The organism is Gordonia sp. OPL2 (genome assembly GCF_003797825.1).
Classification (GTDB): Bacteria; Actinomycetota; Actinomycetes; order Mycobacteriales; family Mycobacteriaceae; genus Gordonia.
The window spans coordinates 1-22,124 of sequence record NZ_RKME01000043.1 but is presented as its reverse complement, the minus strand read 5'-3'; the positions used below and the strand labels follow the sequence as shown (position 1 = coordinate 22,124).

At 67.5% G+C, this 22,124-nt stretch carries 16 protein-coding genes; 3 read left to right on the top strand and 13 right to left on the bottom strand.

Annotated features, from left to right (window positions below; translation table 11 throughout):
* Positions 1-5: 5 nt before the first annotated feature.
* From EEB19_RS25005 to EEB19_RS24995, 3 genes are all read right to left on the bottom strand, one after another.
* Entirely contained in the window at positions 6-1,604 is a 1,599-nt protein-coding gene (locus EEB19_RS25005) for an acyl-CoA synthetase (RefSeq protein ID WP_187590028.1), read from the bottom strand.
* Between the two features lie 68 nt (positions 1,605-1,672).
* On the bottom strand, positions 1,673-3,418 hold the full coding sequence (locus tag EEB19_RS25000) for an ABC transporter ATP-binding protein (protein ID WP_187590027.1): 1,746 nt from the start codon (positions 3,416-3,418) through the stop codon (positions 1,673-1,675).
* The gene (locus EEB19_RS24995) at positions 3,415-5,286 is read right to left on the bottom strand and encodes an ABC transporter ATP-binding protein (protein ID WP_187590026.1); all 1,872 of its coding nucleotides are present in this window, start codon (positions 5,284-5,286) and stop codon (positions 3,415-3,417) included. The genes EEB19_RS25000 and EEB19_RS24995 overlap by 4 nt, the downstream gene beginning before the upstream one ends.
* Before the next feature lie 157 nt (positions 5,287-5,443).
* Between EEB19_RS24995 and gdhA the strand changes: the two genes are divergently transcribed.
* On the top strand, positions 5,444-6,793 hold the full coding sequence (gdhA, locus tag EEB19_RS24990; RefSeq protein ID WP_187590037.1) for an NADP-specific glutamate dehydrogenase: 1,350 nt from the start codon (positions 5,444-5,446) through the stop codon (positions 6,791-6,793).
* A 5-nt stretch (positions 6,794-6,798) separates the two neighbouring features.
* Here the strand turns inward: gdhA and EEB19_RS24985 are convergent, their stop codons facing one another.
* From EEB19_RS24985 to EEB19_RS24965, 5 genes are all read right to left on the bottom strand, one after another.
* A complete protein-coding gene (locus tag EEB19_RS24985; RefSeq protein WP_187590025.1) occupies positions 6,799-7,398 on the bottom strand; it encodes a TetR/AcrR family transcriptional regulator in 600 nt (199 codons plus the stop codon).
* An 82-nt stretch (positions 7,399-7,480) separates the two neighbouring features.
* On the bottom strand, positions 7,481-8,989 hold the full coding sequence (locus EEB19_RS24980) for an aldehyde dehydrogenase family protein (protein ID WP_187590024.1): 1,509 nt from the start codon (positions 8,987-8,989) through the stop codon (positions 7,481-7,483).
* Between the two features lie 137 nt (positions 8,990-9,126).
* On the bottom strand, positions 9,127-10,284 hold the full coding sequence (locus EEB19_RS24975) for an acetyl-CoA C-acetyltransferase (RefSeq protein ID WP_187590023.1): 1,158 nt from the start codon (positions 10,282-10,284) through the stop codon (positions 9,127-9,129).
* Positions 10,285-10,306: 22 nt separating this feature from the next.
* Positions 10,307-11,128, bottom strand: coding sequence for an SDR family oxidoreductase (locus EEB19_RS24970; protein ID WP_187590022.1), 822 nt, complete (start codon positions 11,126-11,128; stop codon positions 10,307-10,309).
* Positions 11,125-12,420: an acyl-CoA dehydrogenase family protein gene (locus tag EEB19_RS24965; RefSeq protein ID WP_187590021.1), complete on the bottom strand. Its 1,296-nt coding sequence runs from the start codon at positions 12,418-12,420 to the stop codon at positions 11,125-11,127. The genes EEB19_RS24970 and EEB19_RS24965 overlap by 4 nt, the downstream gene beginning before the upstream one ends.
* Positions 12,421-12,462: 42 nt before the next feature.
* Here EEB19_RS24965 and EEB19_RS24960 point away from each other — a divergent pair, with 42 nt between their 5' ends.
* The gene (locus EEB19_RS24960) at positions 12,463-14,016 is read left to right on the top strand and encodes a FadD3 family acyl-CoA ligase (RefSeq protein ID WP_187590020.1); all 1,554 of its coding nucleotides are present in this window, start codon (positions 12,463-12,465) and stop codon (positions 14,014-14,016) included.
* A 122-nt stretch (positions 14,017-14,138) separates the two neighbouring features.
* Complete coding sequence (locus EEB19_RS24955) at positions 14,139-15,020, top strand: DUF559 domain-containing protein (RefSeq protein WP_187590019.1); 882 nt, start codon at positions 14,139-14,141, stop codon at positions 15,018-15,020.
* Between the two features lie 65 nt (positions 15,021-15,085).
* Here the strand turns inward: EEB19_RS24955 and lysS are convergent, their stop codons facing one another.
* The 5 genes from lysS to EEB19_RS26780 form a co-directional block, all read right to left on the bottom strand.
* Positions 15,086-16,630 (bottom strand): lysine--tRNA ligase, encoded by a 1,545-nt coding sequence (gene lysS, locus EEB19_RS24950; RefSeq protein ID WP_187590018.1) that lies wholly within the window; start codon positions 16,628-16,630, stop codon positions 15,086-15,088.
* A 221-nt stretch (positions 16,631-16,851) separates the two neighbouring features.
* The gene (locus tag EEB19_RS24945) at positions 16,852-18,306 is read right to left on the bottom strand and encodes an aldehyde dehydrogenase family protein (RefSeq protein ID WP_187590017.1); all 1,455 of its coding nucleotides are present in this window, start codon (positions 18,304-18,306) and stop codon (positions 16,852-16,854) included.
* Positions 18,307-18,347: 41 nt separating this feature from the next.
* Positions 18,348-21,101, bottom strand: a complete 2,754-nt coding sequence (locus tag EEB19_RS24940) for a helix-turn-helix transcriptional regulator (RefSeq protein ID WP_187590016.1) — start codon at positions 21,099-21,101, stop codon at positions 18,348-18,350.
* A gap of 50 nt (positions 21,102-21,151) precedes the next feature.
* Complete coding sequence (locus EEB19_RS24935) at positions 21,152-21,622, bottom strand: rhodanese-like domain-containing protein (protein WP_187590015.1); 471 nt, start codon at positions 21,620-21,622, stop codon at positions 21,152-21,154.
* 97 nt (positions 21,623-21,719) lie between these two features.
* On the bottom strand, positions 21,720-22,124 hold a 405-nt coding region (locus tag EEB19_RS26780), incomplete at its 5' end, for a hypothetical protein (RefSeq protein WP_222929975.1).

Genomic DNA, 22,124 nt, shown 5'->3' with positions numbered 1-22,124 from the left:
GACGATCACTGCTGCGCGATGTCCGCGTGCCGGACACGTAGGTCCTTCTTGAGGATCTTGCCGCTCGGGTTCTTCGGCAGAGCGTCGGCCACCACCACGTACTTGGGCCGTTTGTAGCCGGCAAGGATTCCGGCGAGGTGCTCGTCGACGGCTGTCTGGGTGATCGTCGCGTCGCCCTTGGGTACGACGACGGCCGCGACCGCCTCGATCCATTTCGGATGCGGCACACCGAAAACCGCGACCTCTGCGACGCCGTCGAGCAGGTAGATCGCCTCCTCGACCTCGCGTGACGCGACATTCTCGCCACCCGTCTTGATCATGTCCTTCTTGCGATCGACCACCGAGAGATAGCCGTCGGCATCGACGACACCGAGATCGCCAGAGTGGAACCAGCCGTTGCGGAACGCAGCAGCCGTCTTCTCCTCGTCGTTGTAATAACCGAGGCACGCATGCGGACTCCGGTGGACGATCTCGCCGACCTCGCCGATCGGGACCGGATTGTCCTCGTCGTCGACGACCCGCGTCTCGACGTTGAGCGCTGCGCGCCCGGCCGAGCCTGCGCGGTCGAGTTGTTCGTGTGGCTGCAGAATGGTCGCCAGCGGCGACATCTCGGTCTGCCCGTAGAAGTTCCACAGCGCGACGTCGGGAAGTCGTTCTCCCAGCTCTCGCAGCACCTCGACGGGCATAGCCGATGCGCCGTAGTACCCCTTACGCAACGACGACAGGTCACGGCGGTCGAAGTCCGGATGACGGAGCAGCGAGATCCACACGGTCGGTGGGCAGAACAGCTTGGTGACGCCACGGTGCTCGATGGTCTCGAGGATGGCCGCGGGGTCGGGACCCGGCAGGATGATGCTCGTGGCGCCGAGGTAGACGTCGACCGACAGGAAACAGTCGAGCTGGGCGCAGTGGAACAGGGGCAGCGCATGCACCTCGATGTCGTCACCGCTCATCTCGCCGTCGATGATGCACGAGACATATTGACTGATCAGCGATTTCGACGACAACAGGACTCCCTTGGGACGGGACTCGGTGCCGCTCGTGTACATCAGTCGCAGCGGGTCGTCGTCGGCGATCGCGACGGACGGCACCGTTGCATCCCCGGCGGTCATCCACCCGTCCACACTCTCCCACCCGTCGTCGGCGGGTGCACCGGAGACCGGTATCCAGCCGCGCACCACACTCGTCTGGCCGGACAGGTCGACGGCCGTGCCCACGGTCGGCGCCAGCGCGTCCTCGGCGACGACCACGCCGGCACCCGAGTGATCGAGGATGAAGGCGATCTCCTCGGGACCGAGACCGAAGTTCACCGGCACCAGGATCACGCCGAGCCGCGCAGTCGCGTAGTGCAGCACGGCGAACTGCCAGCAATTGTGGCTGACCAACGCGAGCCGATCACCCTTGGACATCCCGCGCGCCGACAGCGCGTTGGCGCACCGGTTGACCGCAGTGTCGAACTCGCCGAAGGTCAGGGAGACATCACCATTGACGAGCGCGGTCTTGTCCGGTGTACGCAGCGCCGTTCTGCGCAACAGATCGCCGAGAGTCTGCTGCCGGGCGGTGGCGATGGCCGCCGACGTCGACGATGTGTAGCGCTCTGTCATGACCTGAACCCTTCGCTGACCCGACCGACCGAGTGTTGTGCGGGTCACAGTATCAATCGCCGATGGCCTCAACTCCCGGCGGACACCATCGTCCATCCGGCCGCGGCGTTTCGCTGATCCCAGAAGTCGGTGTATCGACCACCACGGACGAGGAGTTCATCGTGCGTGCCGATGTCGTCGACGTGGCCGGCATCGTCGAGGACCACGATCTGATCGGCCGCCACCACCGTCGACAGCTTGTGGGCGATCACGAGCACGGTACTGTGCTCGGCCAGGGCGCGGATCGACGCCGCGACATGCGCCTCGTTCTCCGGATCCAGCGCGCTCGTCGCCTCGTCGAACAGCACGATCGGCGCGTTCTTCAGCAGCGCCCGCGCAATCGAGACCCGTTGCCGCTCACCGCCGGACAACGCCGAGCCACCCTCACCGACCCGGGTCCGCCATCCGTCCGGGAGTCGGTCCACGATGGACGTCACGCCGGCTGTCGCCGCCGCCGCCCGGATGTCGTCGTCGGTGGCGTCGGGACGCCCGATGCGGATGTTGCCCCACAGGGTGTCGTCGAACAGGTACACGTCCTGGAACACCAGCGACAGTTGATCCATCAGCGTCGCCGGGTCGAGTTCGCGGACGTCGGCGCCGCCGACCCGTACGGCGCCGGAGTCGACGTCGTAGAAGCGGGCGATGAGACGTGTGACCGTTGTCTTGCCGGCTCCCGACGGCCCGACGAGTGCGGTCATCGATCCGGCGGGCAACCGGAAGTCGACGTCGGCGAGCACACGTCGCGCCGCCTCACCCTCGTAGGAGAAGCCGACGTGGTCGACCTCGACGAGGCCGGGTGCGGTGATCGTGGTCGGACGATCGGGCTGCGGCATGGCGGCGGTGTCGAGAATCGCCGCGATACGGTCGATCTCCGCGGTCGCCATCCGCAACGACGAGCCGAGCAACGCCAACTCGGCGATCGGGTCGGTGAACCGTGCGGCTAGCCCTATCACGGCGACGAGCAACGCGGCCTCGATCCGCCCGGTGACCGCCAGCCACGCGCCGACGACGATGATCGCGGTGAACACGAGCTGCACGGCGAGGCCGTTGAGCATGATGCCGAGCACCGACCGCCACATCACCTGACGGCCCACCCGGTGCTGTCCGGTGAGGGCGTCATCGAGTGGCTGGTACCGGTCCCCCGCTCTGCCGAACGCACGCAGAACCGGTTGATGGCGCGCGAACTCGAGCCCTCGGTTGTTGACCTCGACGGCGGCGGTGTGATTGCGCGTCTCGGCCTCGGCGATCATGCGGCTCGACAGCCCACCGACAGCCCACAGGACGGCGGCGCCGGCGACCGCGACGATCCCGATCCGCCAGTCGATGATCAGAACGCCGACGACGACGGTGATCGAACTGATGAGGTTGGTGACGACCGGCGTGATCAGGTGTGCACCTGCGCTGCCGACGAACATCGTGCCCTTCACCGCGACCTGGGAGACCGATCCCACCTTCTCGCGACTGAACCAGCCCAACGGGAGGGTCACCAGGTGATCGCCCAGCCGGTGATGCAATGTCCGCATGGTGAACACGGCCATCCGCATCGACTTGATCGACTGCACATAGAACGTCACCGCACAGAACGCGACGACGGGTACGAGGACGAGCAACCACCGTCCGGCGGAGGTGAGATCACCGTCGAACAGCTCCCGGGCGATCGGCACCAACAGGATCATGGAGAGTCCCTGCGCCACACCGAAGACGGCCGCCCAGATCAGATAGACGATCATTCGGGACCGCTCGGTCCCGAGAATCATCAGATATCCCTTGATCATTCGGCCACGCCCTTTCCGGCGATCTCGTCGTCCCGGCGGGATGTCCCACCGAGGTATGCCTGCCACATGGACGCGTACAGCCCGTCGCCCGCGGCCAGATCAGCATGTTGTCCGGTCTCGACGACCCGCCCCCGATCGAGAACGATGATGTTGTCGGCGTGGGTGATCGAGCCCAGCCGGTGGGCGATGACAAGAACCGTGCGTCCGACTACGAGTCGAGCGACGGCCTCTTGGATCTGGGCCTCGGAATCGGGATCGGCGAAGGCCGTTGCCTCGTCCAGTACCAGGATCGGGGCGTCGGAGAGCAGCGCCCGGGCTATGCTGATCCGCTGTGCCTCACCACCTGAGAGATGCGCATCCACACCGGCGATCGCGTCGTAGCCGGTGGGCAGCTGACGGATACGTTCATCGATGTTGGCCGCCCGGGCCGCCGCGATGACCTCGTCGAGACCGGCATCCGGCCGGCCGAGCCGGATGTTGTCGGCGATGCTGACGCCCATCAGCGCGACGTCCTGCAATACGAATCCGACGTGTCGGTAGAGCTCCTCCGGGGCGATGTCGCGCACGTCGGCACCGCCGATCGTGACGTTACCTTCGTCGGGATCGGCGAAACGCGGGAGAAGCGTTGCCAGCGTGGACTTTCCGCTACCGGATGGTCCAACCAGGGCGGTCACGGTACCCGGATGAAGCGTCGCGGACACCGACTCCAGGGCCCGCACCTCCGCGGCGTCGTCGTCACCGGGGTAGGCGAACGAGACACCCCGGAACTCGACCGTGTTCCCCTGTGGCATCGCTGGCTTCTCGGCGACCTCGAGTTCGGGCAGGTCGAACAGGTCGACGAGCCGTTGTGCTGCGGCGGCCGCTTCACGCCGGCTGTACATCGCCATGCTGACGGTGAGCAGTGTCGCGGGCAGGATGAGGGCCACGAGGGTCGAGCCCAGTACCTCGATCGGTTCCACCCAGCCGGATCGCACGAACCAGTAACCCCCGGCGAGGTTCACCAGCAACACCAGCGGCGCCGAGAGCATGAGCATCGACAGCGCTTCGATGCGCAGCATCGGTCCGACGTAGCCGGCGAAGTCGTCGTTGAACTCGTCGGCCGCATCGACGAACGCCTTGTGCGCGCGGCCGGTCTGTCCGAAGGTCTTCACCACCGCCACGCCGGACACGAATTCGACGATGGTGCTGCTGATCCGCGCGAGCGCCGCGTTCATCTTCGCCATCTGCTCGGTGCTGTCCTTGACCATCCACGCGTAGGCAACGGCGTAGAGCGGCAGGGTCGCGATGGCGAGCAGACCGAGACGCCAATCCAGCACGAAGCAGTAGATCAGCGCGAACAGCGGCGTCGCCGCTGCTGCCGTCGTCTCGACGTCGGCGTGTGCGACGAGATAGTGCAGTTCGCCGACGTCATGCTGAGTCGCCTTGCGGACCTGTCCCGAGGTCGTTCGGGTGAACCATCCCAGTGGCAGCCGACTGAGTTTCGCGGTGATGCGGCGCCGCAGGATGGCCTGCAGGTCGACGTCGGCGAAATGGGTCACCGCCAGCGCCAGCCCACTGAAGAAGGCGCGGGCGCCGAGTCCGGCGGTCACCACCCACACGATGACCCAGACGCGACCGCTGTCGACCGGACCGTCGGAGAGAAGCGTCCTGCCCAGTTCGACGATCCCGATGAACGGGACGACGGTCGCCGCCGACGCGATGATCTGCAGGATCTGTGCGATCCGGATTCGTGTGCGGACGGGGTGGAGCAGTGACCGCAGGGCAGCGGCCTGCTGCCGTGCCTCGACCCGCGCGTCCGGCGTCACTTCCCCCGATGGCGGGTCCGACTGTACTTCTGCGCGCTCGTCGAGCTCGACACCGGTTGTCATACACGTACGATAACGCTGTCGCTCGCCACAAGGCAAGGGTCCCCTAACTTGCCGTCTCCCACGCGGAAGCCCATTCCTGTCGATCGATAGGCTCGGGACGTCCGCGCTTGATTCGGACAGACAGCACGTCATGACGAACGAGAGGTCGGTGCAGGAGATGGCAGCGATGGACAGCCAGGTCGAGGAACTCTATCGGCGGGTGGTTGCGCGCAATCCCGGCGAGGCGGAGTTCCATCAAGCGGTTCGCGAGGTCTTCGAGAGTCTGACACCGGTGCTCCGGAAGAACCCGCAGTACACCGATGCCGGCATCCTCACCCGACTCTGCGAACCCGAACGTCAGATCATCTTCCGTGTCCCATGGGTCGACGATCACGGCGTCGTGCAGATCAACCGCGGCTTCCGGGTCGAATTCAACTCGGCGCTCGGACCATTCAAGGGCGGGTTACGTTTTCACCCCAGCGTCTACCTCGGAGTGGTCAAGTTCCTGGGCTTCGAACAGATCTTCAAGAACGCGCTCACCGGACTCCCGATCGGGGGAGGCAAGGGCGGCTCGGACTTCGACCCGAAAGGCCGGTCGGACGGCGAGGTGATGCGCTTCTGTCAGTCGTTCATGACCGAGTTGTACCGACACCTCGGTGAACACACCGATGTGCCCGCCGGCGACATCGGGGTCGGCGGTCGCGAGATCGGTTACCTCTTCGGTCAGTACAAGCGGATCACAAATCGATACGAATCGGGGGTCCTGACCGGTAAGGGGTTGTCCTGGGGCGGATCCCAGGTTCGCACCGAGGCGACCGGCTATGGCGTGGCGTTCTTCGTCGCCGAGATGCTGGCCGCCGCGGGCGACTCCCTCGAGGGCAAGACCGCGATCGTCTCCGGTTCCGGCAACGTCGCCATCCACGCCATCGAGAAGATCCAGCAACTCGGCGGCCGCGTGATCGCCTGCTCCGATTCGTCGGGCCATGTCATCGACGACGCCGGGATCGACGTCGAACTCCTCAAGGAGATCAAGAACTCCCGACGCGGACGCGTTGCGGACTACGTGGCCGAACGCCACGCCTCGGCTCGCCTGATCACCGACGGCACCATCTGGCAGATCCCCACCGACATCGCAGTGCCGTGTGCGACGCAGAACGAACTCGACGAGCTCGACGCCAAGGCACTGGTCGCCGGGGGATGCACGGTCGTCGCCGAGGGCGCGAACATGCCATGCACACCGGACGCGGTACGCACATTCGCCGCCTCCGGAGTGCGCTTCGCTCCTGGGAAAGCCGCGAATGCCGGAGGAGTCGCGACGAGCGCACTCGAGATGCAGCAGAACGCCTCCCGCGACTCCTGGGACTTCGACTACACGGAGAACCGACTGGCCGAGATCATGAGGTCGATCCACGAGACCTGCCTGGCGACTGCGGAGGAGTACGGCACGCCAGGCGATTACGTGGTCGGTGCGAACATCGCCGGCTTCACGCACGTGGCGGACGCGATGTTGTCACTCGGCGTGATCTGAGCGTCTCAGCGCGGCAGGATGCCGTCGAGCACGATCGAGAGGTACTGGCGCGCAATGTCGTCGGCGGCGAGCGCACCCCCGGGCCGATACCAGCGGACTGCAACCCACACCGTGTCGCGCAGGAACCGGTAGGCGAGTTCGACGTCGAGGTCCGCACGAAACTCACCGTCGTCGACACCGCGTCGCAGCACGGCGTGCCAGAGCTGGCGGAACTCGGTGTTGAGTTCGTCGATGTAGGCGAAGCGCTCCTGCCCCGCGAGACGCTTCGCCTCGTCCTGGTAGATGGCGACGGCGTTCCGCTGCGCATCGATGGACTCGAATGAGGCGACGACCAGTCCACGCAGGGTTTCCGCGGCGCTCAGCCCGGACCCCGCGATCTCGCGGTAGCGGGCGAAGAGGTCGTCGAGGAAGCTGCGCAGGATCTCGTCGACCATCGATTCCTTGGAATCGAAGTGGTGATAGAGACTGCCCGACAGGATGCCCGCCGCATCCGCGATGTCCCGCACGGTCGTCGACCTCAGGCCCTGCTCGGCGAACATCCTTCCCGCTGTCGCCAGGAGCTCATCGCGCCTGGTGGTGCCGGTGACGGAGCCGCGTGGTGCCATTGGTCCACCCTAGCAAGCGCTTGGCCGGGCCCGCGGTGATGCGAGCCCGGCCAAGGGGTGTCGGTGTGCGATCAGTGTCGCATCAGCGACGCTTGAGCTTCTTGATCGCCCGGTTGTTGAGTCGGGTCCAGAGCTTGAGCTGGCTGTTCGTCATCTTCTTGTCACGGGCGGTGAACGGTGGCGACATCATCTCCGCGACCGACAGCGGCAGGGTCGACACGGTGACCGCGCGCGCGTGGCTGAACGTCTCGAAACCGAACTTGCCGTGGTAGTTACCCATCCCACTCTTGCCGACGCCACCGAACGGCAGGCCACCGCTGAACAGGTGCGTGGCGAAGTCGTTGGCGTTGATCGATCCGCTGCGGGTGCTGTCGGCGAGGGTCTTCAGGTTGTCATTGTCGTCGCCGGACCAGTACATGGTCAGCGGATGCGGGTGGCTGGTGATGTGGCTGATCACCTCGGACAACTTGCGGTACGGGTACACCGTCAGCACCGGTCCGAAGACCTCGTCCTCTTCGATCTTCATGCCGGCCTTGACACCGGTGAGCAGGGTCGGCGGGATCTTGCGGGTGTCGGCGTCCGGCAGCGACTCGCCTGCGGGGATCACCTGATGCTTGGTCGCACCGAGCTTCTCGGCGTCGTCGATCAGATCGACGATGCGAGTGAAGTTCTTCTCGTTGATCGTCGCGGTGTACTCGCGGTTGGAGCGGATCGTCGCGAACTTGTCCTTCCACCGCGCGATGACCTTGTCGGTGAACTCGCCGACCTTGGCCTCCGGCACGAAGACGTAGTCGGGGCACAAGCACACCTGGCCGCCGTTGACCATGCGCGCATCGGCGAGGAACTTCGCGGCCTTGTCGATGTCGGCGTCGGCGTCGACGACCGCCGGGTTCTTGCCGCCGAGTTCGAGGGTGACCGGCACGAGGTTCTTTGCCGCCTCGACCGCGACCGATGCACCCACCTCGGGCGAGCCGGTGAAGAACATGTGGTCGACCTTCAGCTTCGCGAAGTCCGATCCCGATCCGTGCTTGCTGGTGATCACCGCGAATTCCTCGACGGTGAAGTAATCGGGGGCGTGCTTGGCGATCACGTCGGTCGTGCGGGCGGTGATCGACGACGGACGCATCAGCACCCGATTGCCCGCCGCGAAGGCCGAACCGGCCGGCACGAAGGTGAGCTGCAACGGAAAGTTCCAGGGGCCCATGATGCCGACGACGCCGAGCGGGTCGTGCCGCAGACGCTGTTTGAAGCCGGCCAGCCCCTGCCCCTTGGCGACGTTGACCTCCTTCATCCACTTCTCGGCGTGCCGCCGCTGGTGGGTGAGGTCGATCATGCAGCCGACGACATCGGCCGCGATCGACAGCTCACGCGGACGGCTGCCGAAGTCGGCCTCGAGCGCCTCCGCGATCTCGTCGGCATTGTCGAGCAGCAGCGAGGACAGTCTGGTGATGCGGTCGATCCGCGTCGCGGCATCCGGGATGCCGTCACGCAGGAACGCGGCCCGCTGGATCTCCAGCAGTTCGGTCATGGTGTGGGCTTCCGACGACACGCGGCCGGTCGCCGCAGTGTTCACCTCTGCTGGTTTGGTCATCCGATCCTCCGACTCGTACCGATGGCCATGCGCATCGTGAAACGAATGCGCATGTTTGTTCCACCATAGTATGCGTCAGATCACACCGTTCTGGCGACACCCGTTTTCAGATGAGGGGTTGCCGGGCGCCGGCGCCCTCAGCTCAGGCGCTCGATGATCGTCACGTTCGCGGTGCCGCCGCCCTCGCACATCGTCTGCAGTCCGTATCGGCCGCCGGTGCGCTCGAGCTCGTTCAGCAGGGTCGCGAACAGTTTGGCGCCGGTCGCGCCGAGCGGGTGGCCGAGGGCGATGGCGCCGCCATTGCGATTGACCTTCGCCGGGTCTGCGCCGGTCTCCTTGAGCCAGGCCAGCACAACCGACGCGAAGGCCTCGTTGATCTCGACGACATCGATGTCGTCGATCGACAGGCCCGACTTCCGCAGCGCATACGCCGTCGCGGGGATGGGCGCCGACAGCATCATGACCGGGTCGTCGCCGCGCACCGACATGTGGTGAATCCGGGCCCGCGGAGTCAGTCCGTACTCCTTGAGCGCCTGTTCGGACACCACCAGCGTCGCCGACGCACCGTCTGAGATCTGCGACGCGACCGCCGCCGTCAGCCGGGATCCTTCGGCGAGGGGCGACAATCCGGCCATCTTCTCCATTGACGTCTCGCGCGGGCATTCGTCGACGACACAATCCCCGATCGCGACGTTCTCCTTGTCGAAGCGCCCCTCGGCGATCGCCGCCCGCGCACGCTCGTGGGACTGCAGCGCCCAGCGCTCCATGTCCTCACGACTGATGTCCCACCTCGTGGCCATCATGTCGGCGCCGTTGAACTGGGAGATCGAGGCGTCCCCGAACCGTTCGCGCCACCCGGTCGATTCCGCAGTGGGCGTGGTGAACCCGAACTCCTGGCCGGCGATCATCGCCTGCGAGATCGGGATCGCGCTCATGTTCTGCACACCACCGGCGACGACGACGTCCTGCGTCCCGCTCATCACACCCTGGGCGGCGAAGTGGATGGCCTGCTGCGACGACCCGCACTGCCGGTCGACGGTGGTGCCCGGGACGTCGAGCGGCAGTCCGGCGGTCAGCCACGCGGTCCGGGCGATGTTGCCGGCCTGCGGACCGATCGCGTCGACACACCCGAACACCACGTCGTCGACGACGTTCGGGTCGATCCCGGTGCGGTCGATGATCGACGAGATGACGTGCGCGCCGAGGTCGGCGGGATGGGTTTTGGCGAGCGAGCCGTTGCGCTTGCCCACCGGGGTGCGCACGGCGTCGACGATGTAGGCCTGTGGTGTGGACATGGTCAGTGCTCCAATTCTGTTGTCAGGCACGCTGGCTGGAGATCGAGACGACCTCGCCGGTCAGGTAGGTGGTGTAGTCGCTGGCGAGCATGGCGATGGTGGCGGCGACCTCCCAGACCTCGGCGGCGCGGCCGTAGGCCTCTCGTGAGGCCAGCTCGTCGAGGAGGTCGTCGCTGGTGACCTTCGCGAGGAACGGGTGTTTGGCGATCGACGGCGCCACCGCGTTGATCCGGACGCCGACATCGGCGGCCTCGATCGCCGAGCATCGGGTCAGCGCCATGACCCCGGCCTTCGCCGCCGCGTAGTGGGCCTGCCCGCGCTGGGCACGCCAGCCGAGTACTGACGCGTTGTTCACGATGACCCCACCGTGCTCGACCCCGCGGAAGTAGCGCAGTGCGGCACGGGTCGCGCGGAAGGTGCCGTTGAGGGTGATGTCGATGACCCGATCCCACTCCTCGTCGGTCATGTCGGCCACCGGCGCCTCGCCGCCGAGACCGGCGTTGTTGACGAGCACGTCGATCCGACCGAGCTCGCTTGCGGCCGACGAGATCAGTGCGTCGACGTCGGCGGATTCCTGTACGTTGCAGACGATCTGGCCGACAGTCTGATCGGCGAACTCGGCCGCGAGCCGCTCCTGCGCCTCCCCCAGCCGCCGCTCGTGCCAGTCGCTGATCACGACGTCTGCCCCCTCGAGCAGCGCGCGGCGCGCGGTGGCGAAACCGATCCCGGTCCCCGCGGCGGCGGTGACGACCACCTTGCGGCCGAGGAGTAGACCGTGTCCCGGGGTCTCCTCCGGGGGCGTGGCGAGCGGTGAACGCTGCTGGGAGATCGTCGTTTCGGTCACTGTCGGGCCTCTCGCGGTAGGCCGAGCACGCGCTCGGCGATGATGTTGCGCTGCACCTCGTTCGAGCCGCCGTAGATCGTGTCGGCGCGGGTGAACAGGAACAGCCGCTGCCATTCGTCCAGTTCGACGTTGTCGGGGTCGGTGATGTCGTTCGCGACGCCTTCGACGGTCTGTGCGGGACCGAGCAGCGACGGCGCGCCGACGACGGCCATGGCCAGCTCACCGAGGTCCCGATGCCAGTTCGCCCACAACAGTTTCGCGACCGACGCGGAGCCCGCCTGTGCGTCGAACGGTCCGCTCGCGCTACCGCCGCCGGAGACGATGTCACCGGCCAGGGTGCGCTGCGCGTGCGCACGCATCACCTTGAGTCCGATGCGGGCACGCGTCAGACGGGATGCGATCTCGGGGTTGTCCGTCGCGCCGTTGCGCCGCGCGATCGTCGTCAGGTTGTCGAGTTCACGCTCGAAGCCGACCTGCTGTCCCAGCGTGGACACGCCGCGCTCGAATTGCAGCAGACCCATCGCGACCTTCCACCCGTCGCCGGGTTCACCGACGATCAGGTCGGCGTCGGTCACCGCGTCGTCGAAGAACACTTCGTTGAATTCGGATGTGCCGGTGAGCTGTTGGATCGGTCGTACGGTGACACCGGGCTGATCCAGCGGCACCAGTAGGAAGCTCAGCCCCTTGTGACGAGAAGAGCCCTTCTCGGTGCGGCAGATGACGAAGCACCACTGGGCGACGTGCGCGAGCGATGTCCAGACCTTCTGCCCGTTCAGGATCCACGTGTCGCCGTCGAGGGTGGCCGTCGTCGACACCCCGGCGAGGTCGGATCCGGCTCCGGGTTCCGAATAACCCTGGGCCCAGAGTTCCGTGACGTCGACGATCCCGGGCAGAAAGCGTTCCTGCTGCGCCTGCGTGCCGAACTCGATCAGGGTCGGTCCGAGTAGTTCCTCGCCGAGATGATTGACGCGCGCCGGCGCGTTCGCGCGGGCGTACTCCTGGTGGAAGATGATCCGCTGATCGAGAGTCGCGCCACGCCCACCGTGACGCGTCGGCCAACCGAGGCAGGTCCAGCCGGACCGGGCAAGATGACGGTCCCAGGCGAGTCGCTCGGCGAAGAACTCATGCTCGCTGCCCGGCCCACCGCGACCTTTCAGATGCTCGAACTCGCCGGCGAGGTTCTCGTCGAGCCACGCGCGCACCGCCGTCGCGAACACCTCGGCGGCGTCCGGGGTGGAGCGCGCCCATTCGCCGAGGTCAAGCGACCGATCGGCAAGATTGATCGAGGTCATGACCGCTAGCTTAACTCACCAAGCAAGTGCTAGGTTGGGGACATGGAGCCGATCCTGACGACCCCGGCTGCCCTGCGCCGGGCCGCCCAGACCTGGCCGGACGGGGTGGCCGTCGTCGACGACCAATGGGGCGATCCTCCCACTGTCGAGTTGACGTGGTCGGAGTTCGCCGAAGAAGTCCGTACGTTCGCCGCCGCCCTGGTCGCCTCGGGCATCGCCGCCGGAGACCGGGTCGCGATCTGGTCGCCCAACAGCCATCACTGGCCGGTCGCCGCACTGGGCACCCACTACGCCGGTGCGACACTCGTGCCCCTGAACACGCGGTACACGAGCACCGAGGCCGTCGAGATCATCGAGCGATCCGCGGCTCGCGCCGTGATCGTGTCGGGCGCCTTCCTCGGGGGCGACCATCTCGCCGAGCTCGTGGAATCCCACGCCGACTCGCTGCCCGGGGTCGTCGTCGGCGTGACGCTGGACGGGTCGTCGGCGGTCCCGGACATCGCGATCGAGTGGTCGGAGTTCCTCGCGCGGGCAACGGAGACGACCCGCGACGAGGCGGACGCGCGTGCGGACGCTGTCGCGCCCGAGGACATCTCCGACATCCTGTTCACCTCGGGCACCACCGGGAAGTCGAAAGGTGTTCTCGCCGAACACCAGCAGACGATGTCCGGGTCCCAGGCGTGGGGCGCCAACGGTCACCTGTCGTCGGATGACCGCTACCTGATGGTGAATCCGTACTTCCACACCTTCGGCTACAAGGCCGGCATCCTCCCGTGCACGTTGTTCGGCGCGACGATGATCCCGCTCGCGGTCTATTCGCCGACCGAGGCGATGGCACTTGCCGAACGGCGCAAGGCGACCGTGTTCCCGGGCGCCCCGACCATCTTCCAGACGATCCTCGACGATCCCGCCCGGGCCGACCACGACCTGTCGTCGCTGCGACTCATCGTCACGGGGGCCGCGATCGTGCCCGTCGTGCTCATCGAGCGGCTGCAGAGCGACCTCGGCGTCGACACCGTCGTCACCGCCTACGGCCTCACCGAGGCCAGCGGCTTCGTGTCGACCTGCACCCCCGACGATGACGACGAGACCGTGGCGAACACCTGCGGGCGCGCGTTCGCAGGGATGGAGATCGCGCTGTCGGAGGAGGGCGAGGTGCTCGCGCGCGGGAAGATGGTGATGCGCGGCTACCTTGACGACGAGACCGCCACCAAGGAGACGATCGACGCCGACGGCTGGTTGCACACCGGCGACATCGGCCGGATCGACGAGCGCGGCAACCTGACGATCACGGACCGACTCAAGGACATGTACATCTGCGGCGGGTTCAATGTGTACCCGGCCGAGGTCGAGCAGACCCTCGCCCGCCTCGACGGTGTCACCGAGTCCGCGGTGATCGGCGTGCCCGACGAGCGGCTCGGCGAGGTCGGGCGGGCGTTCCTCACAGTTCGGGATGGCGTCACGCTCGACGAGGCGTCGGTCATCGCCTACGCGAAAGAACACCTCGCGAACTTCAAGGTGCCGCGGTCGGTCGTCGTCGTCGACGCCTTCCCCCGCAACGCCGCCGGCAAGATCCTCAAGCGTCAGCTGTCCTGACCGCGTTTCGATTTTGTAGTACGAACACGCGTTCTCCGCGTGTCTGTACTACGCCGTCCGGTGTGCTCGAGGACGAGTACCTCTGATGGAACCGATTGACCACCGGCAGCGTCAAAGTGTGCATGACAGACGAAACAGCGCTACGCGCGATGCTCGCCGAGCACGACGGCGTCTTCACCTCGGCTCAGGCACACGCGTGCGGGGTCGATGCAGACGGCGCACGACGACGGGTCGGGTCCGGCGAGTGGATTCGCGAGACCCGAGGTGTCTATCGCGTGGCGAACCGCAAGCTCGACAACCGAATGAGGGCGAGGATCGCCGTCCTGTCCGCCGGACCCGGAGCGGCCTTGTGTGGGGCGAGCGCTGCGTGGTGGCACAGGTTGACCGACAAAGCGCCGTCGACCATCTCGGTGGTGGCCCCCCATGGCCGACGCGGCCGGCCCGTCGATGGCGCACGCGTCTGGCACCGCACCGTCGACGAGCGCGACATCACTGTCGTCGACGGACTCCGGGTCACGGCGGTTCCTCTCACAGTTCTCGACGCCTCCGTGGATAACGGCGTGAAGATCATGGACTCTGCTCTGCTGAGAAAGCGAGTCGCCCTCGACGACCTCGTTGACGCCCAGAAGCGCAATGCAGGACGCCGCGGCTCCCCGCGCGCTCGGGCGATGCTCGCGGCGATGTCTGAGGGAGCACGTTCCGAGGCCGAGCGCAGAGCGGTGGCCCTGCTGAAGACCTCCGACATCGTGGGCTGGGCAACCAATGTCGACGCATGCGGGTACGTGTTGGACCTCGCAATCGACGAACTGAAGATCGACATCGAGATCGACGGTGTGTCGTTCCACAGCGATGCGAAGGCATTTCAACACGATCGCGAGCGTCAAACCGTTCTGATCGCCAACGGCTGGATCGTCTTGAGGTTCACATGGCACGACATCACGCAACGACCGCAGTGGGTCCTCGCCCAGATACGCGCGACAATCCGTCAGCGCGAGGCCGCCTGACCGTGAATTCGTAGTACGGACTCGCGTTAAGCGCGTGTTCGTACTACAAAATCGGGAGACGGAGGTCAGGTGCGCGGCTTGACCAGCGGGAAGAGGATCGTCTCGCGGATGCCGAGACCGGTGAGGGCCATCAGCAACCGGTCGATGCCCATGCCGGTGCCCGCGGTCGGCGGCATGCCGTACTCCATCGCGGCGAGGAACTCCTCGTCGAGCTTCATCGCCTCGTCGTCGCCGGCAGCGGCGAGGCGCGCCTGGTCGACGAAACGTTCACGCTGGATCACCGGGTCGACGAGTTCGGAGTAGCCGGTGGCCAATTCGAATCCGCGGACGTAGAGGTCCCACTTCTCGACGACGCCGGGAACCGACCGGTGCGCCCGCACCAGCGGCGATGTCTCGACCGGGAAGTCGCGCACGAACACCGGCTGCGACAGATGCTGCCCCACCATGTGTTCCCACAGCTCCTCGACGAGCTTGCCGTGGCCGTACCCCTTGTCCTTCGGGATCTCCAGGCCGACCTCCGCCGCGATCGTCAGCAGCTCGTCGACCGAGGTTCCCGAATCACCTGCGGCGGGGACGATCTCGCGCCCCAGCGCCTCCGACAGCGACGGGTACATCGACAACGAGGTCCACTCGCCGGAGAGATCATAGGTGCTGCCGTCCGGCATAGTCGGCGTGAGCGTACCCAGCGCCTTCTGCGAAACCTCCTGCACCAGTTCGCGAGTCATCACCGCGGCGTCGTCGTAGGTCCCGTAGGCCTGATACGTCTCCAGCATCGCGAACTCCGGCGAGTGCGTCGAGTCGGCGCCCTCGTTGCGGAAGTTGCGGTTGATCTCGAACACCCGCTCGATGCCGCCGACGACACAGCGCTTGAGGAACAGCTCCGGCGCGATGCGCAGGTAGAGATCGATGTCGAATGCGTTCGAGTGCGTGGAGAACGGACGTGCCGCGGCACCGCCGTGCAGTGTCTGCAGCATCGGCGTCTCGACTTCGAGGAATCCCCGATCCCCCAGGGCCGCACGGAGTTCGGCGATCACGGCGATACGCTGCCGGGCGATCTCACGCGCCTCCGGCCGCATGATCAGGTCGACATAACGCTGTCGGACGCGGGTCTCCTCGTTCATGTCCTTGTGCGCGACAGGCAAGGGACGCAACGACTTCGACGCCATCTCCCAGTCGTCCGCCATCACCGACAGCTCGCCGGTCCGGGAGCTGATCACCTGGCCGTGTACGTAGACGATGTCACCGAGGTCGACCTCGGCCTTCCACCGCGCCAGCGAATCCTCACCGACCCCGTTGAAGCTGACCATCGCCTGCAACTGGGTGCCATCGCCCTCCTGCAACGTGGCGAAGCACAGCTTGCCCTTGTTCCGGAGGAAGATGACGCGTCCGGCCACGCCGACGACCTCACTGGTCTCGGTCCCGGCCTCCAGGTCGGGGTGTGCGGCCCGGATCTCCGACAGCGCGTGCGTCCGCGGGATCGACACCGGGTAGGCCTCACGGCCTTCGGCGAGGATGCGATCGCGCTTCTCCCGACGGATCCGGAGTTGCTCCGGGGTGTTGTCGTCGGTCGATTCAGGCGCTGCACTCTGGGGGCCGGGGGTGTTGCTCACCCGTGAGACCCTATCGGAATCGCCCCTTCCGGAATCGGCACGGTGGCCCGATGGCCGGTGATCGCATCAGCTCGGCGGCGGGAGCGCAGCGAGCGGGCCGCATCACCTCGGCGCCGGGAGCGAAGCGAGCGGGCCGCATCACCTCGGCGCCGGGAGCGCAGCGAGCGGGCCGCATCACCTCGGCACCGGGAACGCAGCGAGCGGGCGGCCGCATGTCGTCGTCAGAACGGATACTTCTCGATGTCGGCCTGCATGGTGACCCACTGCAGGTCGCAGAAGGTGTCCAGATTCACCGACGACCCGAAGTGCCCACCGGTCCCCGATGCCTTGGTGCCGCCGAACGGCGCGACCGCCTCGTCGTCGACGGTCTGATCGTTGATGTGCACGGCGCCCGACCGGATGCGGTCGGCCAACTCGTATGCACGGAATGCGTTGCCGGTGAGGATGCCGACGGACAGCCCGTATTCGCTGGCGTTGATGATGTCGATGGCCTCGTCGACGGTGTCGTAGGCGGCCACCGGGGCGACCGGGCCGAAGATCTCCTGGGTGAACGCGGGTGAGTCGACGGGCACCGACCCCAGCACCGTCGGCCGGTAGCAGAGTCCGTCGAACGTGCCGCCCGCGGCGAGTATCGCGCCGGCCTGCACCGACGTCTGCACGATCTCGTCGACGCGCTCGAGTTGTCGGCGGTCGATGATCGGACCGAGCACGTTGTCGGCGTCGGTGGGGTCGCCGACCGGAATGCTGCGCGCCTTGTCGGCGAGCCGGGTGGTGTACTCCTCGGCCATCGCGGCGGGGACGAGATGGCGCCCTGCCGTCATGCAGATCTGCCCCTGGTGCAGGAAGGACCCCCATGCTCCGGCCGACGCCGCGGCCTCGACGTCGGCGTCCGGCAACACGAGCAGCGCGTTGTTGCCGCCGAGTTCGAGGTGGATCTTCTTGAGCAGGGGCGCCGCGGTCTCGGCGATCCTGCGACCGGCTGCCGTCGACCCGGTGAACGAGATGCAGTCGACGCCGGCGTGGGTGACCAGTGCCGATCCGACGTCGGCGCCCGATGGGAGGACGTGCAGCAGTCCGGGCGGAAGTCCGGCCTCGGCCAAGAGATCGGCGAGCGCGAGTCCGCCGGCGATCGGCGTACGGGGGTCCGGCTTGAGGATGACCGCATTGCCCAGCGCGAGCGCGGGGGCGACCGACCGCATCGACAGGATGGCCGGGAAGTTGAACGGACTGATGACGCCGACGACGCCGACCGGCACGTGACGCCCGATCGACATCCGCGGTTTCTGGCTGCGGAGGATCTGGCCGAACGGTTGCGACGCCAGCCCCGCGGCCTCTGACAGTTCGCTCGCGACGAGACCGACCTCGAAGGCCGCCTTGCCCTGGCCCGATCCGGACTCCGGCACGAGCCATCTGCTCAGTCGTGCCGGGTCGTCGGACAGCAGTGCCGCGGCCTTGCTCATCACAGCGGCACGGTCGGTGTAGGGCCGTGCCGCCCAGGCCGGTTGCGCGGAACGCGCGGCGGTCACTGCGGCGTCGAGGTCGCCGGTGTCGGCGGCGCCGACGACGGCCAGGACCTCCCCCGTGGCCGGTGCCGTGACGTCGAGTGTGCCGGCGCCGCCGGGCACCCAGTCGCCGTCGAAGATGGTGCTGTCCCACGGAACGGTCGGTGTGCTCATGACTCGTTCCTAGTCGACATGTCCCTCGATGGGTGGCCGATTCATCCGAATGTCCGCGCGCTCGCCGCGGCCGCGAGTTCGACGCGGGTTCGCAGGCCGAGTTTGGCGAGTGCATGGGAGACGTGGGTCTGCACGGTCCGCGGCGACATGTAGAGGCGAGTGGCGATGTCGGGTCCGCTCACGCCCATTGCGACGAGCTCGGTGACCTGGGATTCGGTCGGCGTGAGACTCTCCCACCCGGTGGTCGCGCGACGCTTCCCCGCGGTCGTCACCCGCACCCCAGCGGCGCGCATCCGGGACAGGACACGCGTCTGCAGCCCGTCGGCGCCGGCGTCCTCGGCGCGCTGCAGGGCCCGTCGGGCGAGGTCGATGGCGCGATCGCGGTCACCGGCGGTCGCTGCCGCGACGGCCGCCTCCTCCCATCCCGCGACCTCGAGAAACATGTCGTCGAGGTCCCGGGCGGCCTCTGCCACCTCGACGCCGATCGTCACCAGGTCGGCGCTGTCGGCGGAGGCGAGGGCGGTGGCAAGGCGGACCGGGGCAGCCGTGGCAGGACTGAGCGGCCGGGGCAGGAGGGTGTCGAGGTCGTGGGCGATCCGCTCGAGGAGCGACGGTTCCATCGCCCGGATGGCAATGCGGGCGCAGGCCGGCGAGATCGCCGCGGCCCACGCAAGAGCGTGCTGCTCGATCGCGCCCGACCACGCGGCCCACGCCATCGCAGCAGCCGGACGATGTCGTCGGCGGGCCTCGAAGATCAGCATCTTCTGCCGCTCGATGTCGGGCAGCCCGAACTGTCGGACGAGGACGCCGTGACCGACCCGCCCAGCCTCCCAGTCCTCGACGCGACGTTCGGCCGACGTGAGGTCCCCGCGGGCGATGTCGATCATGATGCGACCGCCCATGGCCAGCGACGGCACCGCCTCGTCGCCGACGGCGACCTTCTCGAAGGCGGTGTCGTAGGTCGCGGCCGCGTCGGACAACCGGCCTCGCAGGGTGAGGATCGAGGCCTGGATGAGCTGCCGGTAGGTCGTCTGCCAATCGGTGCCGCGTTCGCGTTCGCGCAGGATCGTGTCGTTCATCGTCTCCGACGCCACGCGGGGGCCACCGTGGTACAGCTCGACGAACGGCGGCCACAGATCGGCCGATGCCCCCTCGCTGGAGTCCGCACCGCCGGCTCCCGGTTCGGCGGGCATGAAGCGTCGCGATGCCTCGGCCGCGTACTCGACGGCCTGGTGCGTGTGTCCGACGAGGCAGCTGCGCAACGCCTCGGCGACGAGCCCGGTGAGGGTGAGGTCGGCGATGGGCCCGTAGGGCTCGGTCGGCAGCGGCGCGCGTCCGCCGAAGAGGTTGACGTAATTGCGGAGATCGGTCAGGACGCGGCGACTTCGATCGGGCATGTCGACGCCCGCGAGGGAGTCGATGGTCTCGATGGTCTCGTCCATGGCGCCGCGAGCGGTCAGCACGAACAGCCGAATCCGGTAGAGCCGGGCGATGACATCCATGTCGTCGGCGGCGGCGAGGGCCGTGCGTGCCGCCTCGTCGGCACGATCGAGCTGGCCGGACCGTGCGAGGGCGAGGACCCGTTCCAGCGAGAGCAGCTGGGTCGACCGGCCGGCCGCCGCAGCGGCGTCGACCGCATCGGTCAGCAGATCGGCCCGCACGGACGGGACGGCGGCCAGGATGTGCGCAGCGGAGTCGTCGGCCACCTCGATCTCCTGCGCGTCGGCCCCGGCGGCGCGCAGATGGAAGGCCTGTGCCACGGGATCCGAGCCGCCCACCCGCTCGGCGATCGCGCGGTGCACGATGGCGCGCAGCGGGTACGGGGTGCGCTCGGTGACCACCTCGGCGACCGCGTCGTGCGTGGTGGCCAGTCGACCGGCCGAGTCGAACTCCGCCACACCGGCACCCAGCAACGCCTGCGCCGGTGTGAGCAACGCGGCGGCGGGTACCGCGGACAACGCCGCGAGGTCCTCCAGGTGGGTCGGTCCGCCCCACAGCGCGAGCTTGACCACCAGATCGTGCGCCGACGACTCGAGTGAATCGATGCGGGCGGCAATCGAATCCGCCACCCATGCGGCCGGGAGCGGATCAGCGTCGTCGGCGACGTCGAGTCGATCGCCGACTCTGATCAACGCACCCGCGCGGTCGAGGTCGTCGAGAATTGTCTTGGCGTGCAGGGGATTACCCTGCGCGGGCGCAAGTGCCGACTGCAATCGCCCGGTGGGCCAGGCGCCGTGGTGATCATGCACCAGGACGTCGAGGTCCATCGCGTCCATCGGCGGGATGCCGATGACCCCGACGTCGGCGCGACGCATCAGGCGGGTCAGATACTCGCGCTGCGGCAATGGCCTGGCCGCGACGAGGATCGTCAGAGGCAGGTCGCGGGCCGCGTCGACGACGGACAGCAGCACGTTCAGGCTCGCGGCGTCGGCGTGATGGGCGTCGTCGATCACCAGCAGGCACCGACCTGCTCCGGCCCACTCGTCGACGGCGGTGAGAAAGTACTCGTCGGCCTCGGCGCCCAGGGTGTCGGGCACGGCGCGTCCGAGTGCGTCCCCGATCACCGAGTAGGGCGCGCGCCACGACAATTCGGCCGCGGTCGCCCACCCGATCGCGACATCGGCGTCGGCGGTCACCTCTCGCAGGATGCTGGTCTTCCCGGAGCCGGATTCGGCGAGCAAGACGAGACATCGTGTGGCCGTGCGCCGGTCGTCGCCGCGTATCAGGTCATCGAGTCGTCGTCGGAAACCGGTGATGACGTCGCGGCGCTCCGCTGATCGCGGAGGAGATGTCATACGCCGATCTTATGCGGCCGTGGCGTCGGTCGCGGCCCAGTCGGACGCGCTCAGTGGGCGGAGATGGACGCGAGTTCCTGCTCGCTGATCCGTCCGGCGACCCGTGCCCGGCGAAGCGCGCGGAACCCTCCGACGACGAAGACGGCGCCGGCGACGCCGCGCGCCTGCAGATGCCACGCCAGCCACTCGGCCTCGTGCCCGTCGTCGGAGACCAGCAACCAGCGGGCGCCGGGCGTCGCGCTGCGCAACGAGTCCGCGTGACCGGGCGTCAAGCGGGTCTGGACGTCGATGGCGTCGATCGCGAGCGCGCCCGACAGAACGCCATCGAGCTGGCGTTTGCGCTGGCTACGGACGTCGACGGCGATCCAACCGTCGGTGACGAGACTCGGGTAGTCGGCGGCCTGCGCGGACAGCGGTGCGTCCGTGGCCGGCGCGACGGTCGGTTCGAGGGAGGTGACAGCTTCGAGAGAGGTGACAGCTTCGAGAGAGGTGACAGCGGAGGTGCCGAGGGCGGCGGTCATGAGAATTCCTGAGGTGATCGAGATCGAGCGGGGGTCGTCGAAAGAGGGCGGCCGCAGAAGCGGACTCAGCCCTGACAACACTCCAGACAGCTCATGATCACGGCGACAGTGTGCCACACATCCCGTCCTCGCACCACCCTTGCCTGCATGTTCGTCGTCGGACGGGCTCGCACCGTCGCCATCGATCGGGTCCAGATTTTCGCCCATCGGGCCCAAGGATCTCGCCCATCGGGCCCAGGATCTCGCCCATCGGGCCCAGGATCTCGCCCATCGGGTCCACGCGCCGAGCGCGCCGCACGTGCTGGACACGGTCGGCAGCATTCTGGACCCGGTCGGCGAATTCGTGGACCCAGTCGGCGAAATGTTGGACCCGGTCGGCGAAATGTTGGACCCAGTCGGCGAAATGTTGGACACGGTCGGCGAGTTCGGCGGGCGAGGTCGGCGGGGTCGGGGTCGGGTCGGACCATGGTCGGATCGGGGTCGGGGTCGGACCGGGGTCGGC

Bases quoted from the DNA above. Each gene is read 5' to 3' on its own strand.
- EEB19_RS25005 (WP_187590028.1), bottom strand. From the start codon at position 1,604: ATGACAGAGCGCTACACATCGTCGACGTCGGCGGCCATCGCCACCGCC.
- EEB19_RS25000 (WP_187590027.1), bottom strand. From the start codon at position 3,418: ATGATCAAGGGATATCTGATGATTCTCGGGACCGAGCGGTCCCGAATG.
- EEB19_RS24995 (WP_187590026.1), bottom strand. From the start codon at position 5,286: ATGACAACCGGTGTCGAGCTCGACGAGCGCGCAGAAGTACAGTCGGAC.
- gdhA (WP_187590037.1), top strand. From the start codon at position 5,444: ATGGCAGCGATGGACAGCCAGGTCGAGGAACTCTATCGGCGGGTGGTT.
- EEB19_RS24985 (WP_187590025.1), bottom strand. From the start codon at position 7,398: ATGGCACCACGCGGCTCCGTCACCGGCACCACCAGGCGCGATGAGCTC.
- EEB19_RS24980 (WP_187590024.1), bottom strand. From the start codon at position 8,989: ATGACCAAACCAGCAGAGGTGAACACTGCGGCGACCGGCCGCGTGTCG.
- EEB19_RS24975 (WP_187590023.1), bottom strand. From the start codon at position 10,284: ATGTCCACACCACAGGCCTACATCGTCGACGCCGTGCGCACCCCGGTG.
- EEB19_RS24965 (WP_187590021.1), bottom strand. From the start codon at position 12,420: ATGACCTCGATCAATCTTGCCGATCGGTCGCTTGACCTCGGCGAATGG.
- EEB19_RS24960 (WP_187590020.1), top strand. From the start codon at position 12,463: ATGGAGCCGATCCTGACGACCCCGGCTGCCCTGCGCCGGGCCGCCCAG.
- EEB19_RS24955 (WP_187590019.1), top strand. From the start codon at position 14,139: ATGACAGACGAAACAGCGCTACGCGCGATGCTCGCCGAGCACGACGGC.
- EEB19_RS24945 (WP_187590017.1), bottom strand. From the start codon at position 18,306: ATGAGCACACCGACCGTTCCGTGGGACAGCACCATCTTCGACGGCGAC.
- EEB19_RS24940 (WP_187590016.1), bottom strand. From the start codon at position 21,101: ATGACATCTCCTCCGCGATCAGCGGAGCGCCGCGACGTCATCACCGGT.
- EEB19_RS24935 (WP_187590015.1), bottom strand. From the start codon at position 21,622: ATGACCGCCGCCCTCGGCACCTCCGCTGTCACCTCTCTCGAAGCTGTC.